Origin of the sequence: Phenylobacterium sp. (assembly GCF_037189685.1) — a bacterium.
In the GTDB taxonomy this organism is placed as follows: Bacteria; Pseudomonadota; Alphaproteobacteria; order Caulobacterales; family Caulobacteraceae; genus Phenylobacterium.
In genome coordinates this window covers 303,440-310,145 of sequence record NZ_JBBCIT010000014.1, presented here as the reverse complement: position 1 = coordinate 310,145, position 6,706 = coordinate 303,440, and the positions used below count along the sequence as shown (strand labels likewise).

Annotated in this window: 6 protein-coding genes; all 6 read right to left on the bottom strand. The window is 71.3% G+C overall.

Annotated features, from left to right (window positions below; translation table 11 throughout):
* On the bottom strand, window positions 1-431 hold a 431-nt coding region (locus WG212_RS11515), incomplete at its 3' end, for a class I SAM-dependent methyltransferase (RefSeq protein ID WP_337187233.1).
* A 13-nt stretch (window positions 432-444) separates the two neighbouring features.
* A complete protein-coding gene (locus WG212_RS11510; RefSeq protein ID WP_337187232.1) occupies window positions 445-1,818 on the bottom strand; it encodes a 3-deoxy-7-phosphoheptulonate synthase class II in 1,374 nt (457 codons plus the stop codon).
* A gap of 131 nt (window positions 1,819-1,949) precedes the next feature.
* A complete protein-coding gene (locus WG212_RS11505; RefSeq protein ID WP_337187231.1) occupies window positions 1,950-3,149 on the bottom strand; it encodes an O-antigen ligase family protein in 1,200 nt (399 codons plus the stop codon).
* A 17-nt stretch (window positions 3,150-3,166) separates the two neighbouring features.
* Complete coding sequence (gor, locus tag WG212_RS11500; RefSeq protein WP_337187230.1) at window positions 3,167-4,552, bottom strand: glutathione-disulfide reductase; 1,386 nt, start codon at window positions 4,550-4,552, stop codon at window positions 3,167-3,169.
* Between the two features lie 11 nt (window positions 4,553-4,563).
* A complete protein-coding gene (rpiA, locus tag WG212_RS11495; protein ID WP_337187229.1) occupies window positions 4,564-5,250 on the bottom strand; it encodes a ribose-5-phosphate isomerase RpiA in 687 nt (228 codons plus the stop codon).
* Window positions 5,247-6,602, bottom strand: coding sequence for a bifunctional UDP-N-acetylglucosamine diphosphorylase/glucosamine-1-phosphate N-acetyltransferase GlmU (gene glmU / locus WG212_RS11490; protein WP_337187228.1), 1,356 nt, complete (start codon window positions 6,600-6,602; stop codon window positions 5,247-5,249). Before glmU ends, rpiA begins: the two co-directional genes overlap by 4 nt.
* Window positions 6,603-6,706 lie beyond the last annotated feature (104 nt).

Below are 6,706 nucleotides of genomic sequence, written 5' to 3'. Positions count from 1 at the left end.
CCGAACACGTTCCAGACCATCGCCCACCAGCCGCCGGGCTTCAGCAGGCGCAGGGCTTTCGCTTGGCCCCCGGCCGGCTCGACCCAATGGAAGGACGTGGCCGCGACGCCGAGGTCAAAGGCGCCCGACGGCAGGTCCGCGTCCTCGAAGGCGCCCAGTACGACCTGCAGTTCGCTCGAAGCGATCCGTTCGCGCAGGTGGCCGGCCATCCGCGGATCCGGCTCGATCGCCAGCAACGGACGTGCGCCCAAGGCCAGCAGCCGCTCGCTGGCGGTCCCCGTCCCAGCGCCGACCTCGAACACCGCCGCGCCCGGGCGCAGACCGCAGAGACCGCACAGCGTCTCGTAAACCCAGTCGGGATAGCCGGGACGGACGGCGTGGTAGCTGGCCGGGTCGCCGCCGAACGCGGAACGGCCCGCCGACCTCGCCATGCCGCCCATGCGGTCAGATCGCCGCGCGCAGCGCCGCTTCCAGGCGTTCTTCCTTGAGCTTTTCGGCCACCAGGAAGGCCAGCTCCAGCGCCTGCTCGCCGTTGAGGCGCGGGTCGCAGTGCGTGTGGTAGCGGTCCGCCAGGTCGCCCTCGGACAGGGCCCGCGCGCCGCCGAGGCACTCGGTGACGTTCTGACCGGTCATCTCCAGGTGGACGCCGCCCGGATGCACGCCTTCGGACTCGGCGATCTGCACGAAGCTCTTCACCTCCGACAGGATGCGGTCGAAGGGCCGCGTCTTGTAGCCGTTGGCGGCCGTCAGGGTATTGCCGTGCATCGGGTCGGTGGCCCACACCACGCTGCGCCCCTTGGTGGCGCGCAGCAGGCCGGGCAGACGGTCGGCGATCTTGTCGTGCCCGAAGCGGCCGTACAGCGTGAGCCGGCCCGGCTCGGCCTTCGGGTTCAGCACGTCGATGAGGCGGTTCAGTTCGTCGGCCTCCAGCGTCGGCCCCACCTTCACGCCGATGGGGTTCTTGATGCCGCGGAAGAACTCGATGTGCGCCCCGTCGAGCTGGCGCGTGCGCTCGCCGATCCAGAGCAGGTGCGCCGAGGTGTCGTACCATTCGCCCGAGGTGCTATCGACCCGGGTCATGGCCTCCTCGTAACCCAGCAGCAGGCCCTCGTGGCTGGTGAAGAACTCCACCCGGTGCATCTCGGGATGGGTCTCGGGCGTGACGCCGATGGCCGCCATGAAGGTCAGCGCCTCGGAGATCTTCTCCGACAGCTCGCGGTAGCGCGCGCCCTGCGGGCTGTCGTTCACGAAGCCCAGGGTCCAGCGGTGGATGTTGTAGAGGTCGGCATAGCCGCCGCCCGCGAAGGCGCGCAGCAGGTTGAGCGTCGACGACGACTGGCCGTAGGCCTGGATCAGCCGCTGGGGATCGGGCGTCCGGCTCTCGGACGTGAAATCCATGCCGTTGATGTTGTCGCCGCGGTACGACGGCAGCTCGACGCCGCCGATCGTCTCGACCGGCGAGCTGCGCGGCTTGCCGAACTGGCCGGCCATGCGGCCCACCTTCACGATCGGCTTGCCCCCGGCGAAGGTCAGCACGACCGCCATCTGCAGGATCAGGCGGAACGTGTCGCGGATGTTGTCGGCCGCGAATTCCTTGAAGCTCTCGGCGCAGTCGCCGCCCTGGAGCAGGAACGCCTTGCCGGCCGCCACGTCGCCCAGGAGACCCTTCAGGCGGCGAGCCTCGCCCGCAAACACCAGTGGGGGCATCTTGCGGAGCTGGGTTTCCACGCGGCTCAGCTCGGCCAGATCCGGATAGTCGGTCGGGATGTGCTTCGCGGGCCTGGCGCGCCAGGATGCGGGGTTCCAGTGTTCGGTCATGGTCTTCGGTCCGGTCGCCGCCGTCGTCGGCGGGCCGGGCGTTTTACGCGTATTGGTCCGCAGCGTCGATGGGCAGCGTCGCCACGGGCGGAAGCTCGCCAGAGCGTTGTCGCCGGAGTCGTTGTCGCTGGTCAGGTGGTCGCCGCGACATCCTCGCCATCGGCCAGGGCGGCGGCGCTCGCGGCCAGCGCGCCCAGGGCCAACCACCACTCCTGCCAGATCCCGAAGCTGACGGCCCCGAACAGGAGGTAGACGGCGCCCGACCCCGCGATCCCCGCCGCCACCACACTCCGCTCGTCCCGCACGAGTCGGCGGAACACGAAGGCCCAGGCCAGGCCGCCCGCCACGGCGCCAACCAGCCCCAGTTCCAGCCAGAGCTGCAAAGGACCGTTGTGCGGATGGAGCTGAATGTCGGGGCTGAAGGCGCGGCTCGCGTCCAGGCCCCACCCCCGCCAGGGGTGTTCGGCGATACGGTCCAGGGCGTAGAGCCAGTAGCCGACGCGCTGGGACCAGGATTCCGGCAGGCCCGCCGCGCCGAAGCCCGCCGCACGCAACACCATCAGCACCACGGGCATGGCCACCACCAGGACCGCCGCGCCCAGGCCCACGGCCTTCGGCGCCGAGCGCGGCCAGACCAGGACCAGCCCGGCGGTCGCGACGGCCAGGCCCACCGAAGCGAGCACGGCGTCATAGCCGAAATCCCAGGCCAGCAGCGCGACGCCCGCGCCCATCGGAAGCCCGAGCCAGCCCGGGGCTCCGGCCCGCAGACCGCCCACCCAGGCGATGGGCCAGAGCAGGGCCAGGGCGAACGCGCCCTGGGCCACGTTCTTCTGCGCCAGGTCGGGACGGATCGGGTCGCCGATCGCAGCGCGCAGGGCCTGATAGAGTGCGGCGCCGGTGAGCGCCTCGACCGTCAGCAGGACGCCATATGCGGCGAGTCCCCAGGCGAGGACGCGGAGGGCGCGACGCCTCAGGTCGGGATCGGCGCGTCGCGCGGCGCACCAGACGGCCCAGTAGAGCGGCGCCTGCAGCGCGAGCTTCAGGGCGGTGTTGTCCTCCAGGCGTCCAGGGTGGTGCGGGCTCCAGGCCAGGGACAGAACCGCCCAGACCACCGCCAGGACCAGGATCAACGCCAGCGGCCATTCCCGCCCGCCTGCGCGAACGGCGCCCAGGCACAGCAGCCCCATGAGGCCCAGGAGCGGCGCGAAGCCCAGTGGTCCCAGCCACGCCAGGAGCGGCGTCAGGCCGGCCCCGACCACGAGCGCCCAGCCCTCGACGCGACGGAGGGCCCCGCCCAGGCGCGCCGTCGCGGCTGCCGGCGATAAGGCCATGCGGACGGCGGGCCGGCTCAGGCGACCTGGCCCAGGGCCGGCGGCGCGGACTTCTCACGCATGGTCACCAGTTCCTCGGCCAGGGTCGGATGGACGGCGCAGGTGGCGTCCCACTGCGGTTTGGTGACCCCCATCTTGAGGGCGATGGCGGCCATCTGGATGATCTCGGGGGCGTCCGGCCCGACGACATGGCAGCCGAGGATCCTCTCGCTGTCCTGCTCCACCACCAGCTTGATGAGCGCCCGTTGCTGGCCGCCGTAGAAGGTCTCCTTCATCGGCCGGAATCTGGCGAGGTAGATGTCGATCTTGCCGCCGTGCGCGCGCCGCGCGTCGGCCTCGGACAGGCCCACCGAGCCGACCGGCGGCTGGGTGAACACGGCCGAAGCCACCATGTCGTGGTCGAAGGTGGTGGGATTGCCGTAGAATTCGGTCTGGGCGAAGGCGGCGCCTTCCCGGATGGCCACGGGCGTCAGGTTGATCCGGTCGGTGACGTCGCCCACGGCCCAGATGTTGTCGACGCTGGTGCGGGAATACTCGTCCACCTTCACCGCGCCGGTCTCGGTGCGGGCGACGCCCGCCGCCTCCAGGCCCAGGTCGTCGGCATAGGGCGCGCGACCGAGGGCGAACATCACCACGTCGGCCTCGAGGCCGTGGCCGTCCGCGCACGTGGCGACCAGTCCGTCGGCCGTCTTCTCGATCGCGGCGATCTGGGTGCCGAGCCGGATCTTGACCCCCTGGGCCTCCATCTCCTCGGCCACGTGGCTGCGGATGTCGTCGTCGAAGCCGCGCAGCACGTTGGGTCCGCGATGGACCACCGTCGTGTCCACGCCCAGGCCGTTGAAGATGCCCGCGAACTCCAGGGCGATGTAGCCGCCGCCCGCGATCACGATGCGCTTCGGAAGCTGCTCCAGGTGGAAGGCTTCGTTGGAGGTGATGGCGTGCTCGATCCCCGGCAGCTCGCGCGGCATCCAGGGCGCGCCGCCGGTGGCGACGAGGACCTTCTCCGCCGTGACCGTCCCGTGGCCGTCCACCTCGACGGTGTGCCGGTCCTTGAGCCGGGCGCGACCGTGGACCAGCTCCACGCCGGCGTTCTGGAGGTTGCGCACATAGATGCCCGACAGGCGGGCGATCTCGTTGTCCTTCGCCATCAGGAACCGGGGCCAGTCGAACGCCGGCTCGGCGACCTCCCATCCATAGCCTCGGGCCGTCTCGAAATGCCGGGCGTATTCCGAGGCATAGACCATGAACTTCTTGGGCACGCAGCCGCGGATGACGCAGGTGCCGCCCACGCGATGCTCTTCCGCCACCGCCACCTTGGCGCCCGTCATGGCCGCGAGGCGCGACGCCCGGACGCCGCCCGAGCCGGCGCCGATGACGAAGAGGTCGTAGTCATAGCCCGCCACGCTGGAGCTCCTTACGGTTCGATTTCGACCACGCCCGCCGGCGTGCCGATCAGGGCGCGGTCCGCGAGGTCGAGGAAAAGGCCATGGTCGACCACGCCGGTGACGCTCTTCAGCGCCGCCGCCAGGGCCGCCGGCTCCTCGATCCGGCCGCAGTGCGCGTCATAGATAAGGTTGCCGCCGTCGGTTCTCACCGGCTCGCCATCCTTGCGGCGCAGGACGGGCGCGATCCCGATGTCGCATTCCGCCAGGGCGTCGCAGACGCGGAGCGCCGTGGTCGCATGGCCGAAGGCCACCACCTCGATCGGCAGGGGGAACTTCCCCAGCATCTTCACCTGCTTGGCCGCGTCGGCGATGACGACACAGGACTTCGACGCTTCCCAGACCAGCTTCTCACGCAACAGGGCCGCACCACCGCCCTTGATGAGCGACAGGCCCGGCCCGACCTCGTCGGCGCCATCGACGGTCAGGTCTATCGCCTTGGTCTCGCCCAGCTCGCCCAGGCGGATTCCGAGGCCCGCAGCCAGGTCCGCCGTGGCCTTCGACGTCGGCACGCCCACGATATCCAGCCCGCGCGCGCCCAGCGCCCGCACGAACCAGGCGGCCGTCGAGCCGGTGCCCAGGCCCACCACCATGCCCGGGATCACGAGCGCCGCCGCCGCCTCGCCGGCGGCCCGCTTCTGGGCGTCCGCGTCGTTCACCGGGGTTTCGCCGCCTTCTTCGCCGTCATCGCGGCGCGGAACCGGGCCGCCCACCCTGCCTTCTCGGCCTGCTGACCGCGGCCCAGCGCCAGGGCGTCGGGCGCGACGTCGCGGGTGATCACCGAGCCCGAGCCCACATAGGCCCCCGTCCCGATCGTCACCGGCGCGACCAGGGCCGAGTTCGAGCCGACGAAGGCCCCCTCGCCCACGTGGGTGTCGTACTTGAAGAAGCCGTCGTAGTTGCAGAAGATCGTGCCTGCGCCGATGTTCGCGCCGGCGCCCACCGTCCCATCGCCCAGATAGGCCAGGTGGTTGGCCTTGGCGCCCTTGCCCACGGCCACCTTCTTCACCTCCACGAAGTTGCCGATATGGGCGGCCTCGCCGATGTCGGCGCCCGGCCGCAGGCGCGCATAGGGGCCGACCAGGGCGCCTGCGCGCACGACCGCGCCCTCCAGGTGGCTGAAGGCCCGGATCACGGCGCCCGCCTCCACGCGCACGCCCGGCGCGAAGACGACGTAGGGTTCGACGGTCGCGCCCGCCGCGACCTCGGTGTCCCACGAGAAATGCACCGTCTCGGGCGCCGGCATGGCGACCCCGTCGGCCAGGAACTGCTCGCGGCGGCGACGCTGGAAGATCCCCTCCGCCTGGGAGAGCTGGGCCTGGGTGTCGGCGCCCATCACGGCCGTCTCGGGGGCCACATGGGCGCGCACGTCCAGTTCCTCCTGGACGGCCTCGGCGATGATCGAGGTCAGGTAGTACTCGCCCTTGGGATTGTCGTTCGTGACGCGCGAGAGCCAGCGGAACAGGTCCGCGCGGCCGGCCACATACATGCCGCCGTTGCACAGGCGTACGGCCCGGACCTCCTCGTTGGCGTCGGCGGCCTCGACGATGCGGATGACGTGGCCGTTCGCGCCACGGATGACGCGACCGTACATCAGGGGATCGGCCGGTTCGAAGCCGATGAGGGCCAGGGCTGCGCCCGTGCGCCGCAGCTCGAACAGCGGTTCCAGGTCCTGGGCCTGGAGCAGCGGGCAATCGCCGTTGACGATCAGCACCTCGCCGTCGTGGTCGGCCAGCGCGTCGCGCGCGCAGAGCACGGCGTGCCCGGTCCCCCTCGGCGGGTCCTGCGTCACGGCGGCGTCGACGCCCAGGCGGGCCGTCACCAGGTCGCGCACCGCCGGGCTGTGGGTCCCCACGATCACATGGATCCGTTCGCACCCCGCCGCCTGGACGGTGTCGATCACCCGGTCCAGCAGGGTCCGCCCCCCCACCCGGTGCAGCACCTTGGGCAGCGGCGACTTCATCCGCGTGCCCTGGCCCGCGGCCATGATCACGGCGGCTCTGGCGGTCATACGGTTCTCCCGGCCCGACTTGAGTCTTCGTCCGCCCCCGCTTAGCAAGCCTTGTGGCGGGGTGCGAGGAATGGCGCGCCTCGCGGGCCTGTTTCCGGAGATTC

Coding starts and splice junctions, on each gene's coding strand:
- WG212_RS11510 (WP_337187232.1), bottom strand. CDS start 1,818: ATGACCGAACACTGGAACCCCGCATCCTGGCGCGCCAGGCCCGCGAAG.
- WG212_RS11505 (WP_337187231.1), bottom strand. CDS start 3,149: ATGGCCTTATCGCCGGCAGCCGCGACGGCGCGCCTGGGCGGGGCCCTC.
- glmU (WP_337187228.1), bottom strand. CDS start 6,602: ATGACCGCCAGAGCCGCCGTGATCATGGCCGCGGGCCAGGGCACGCGG.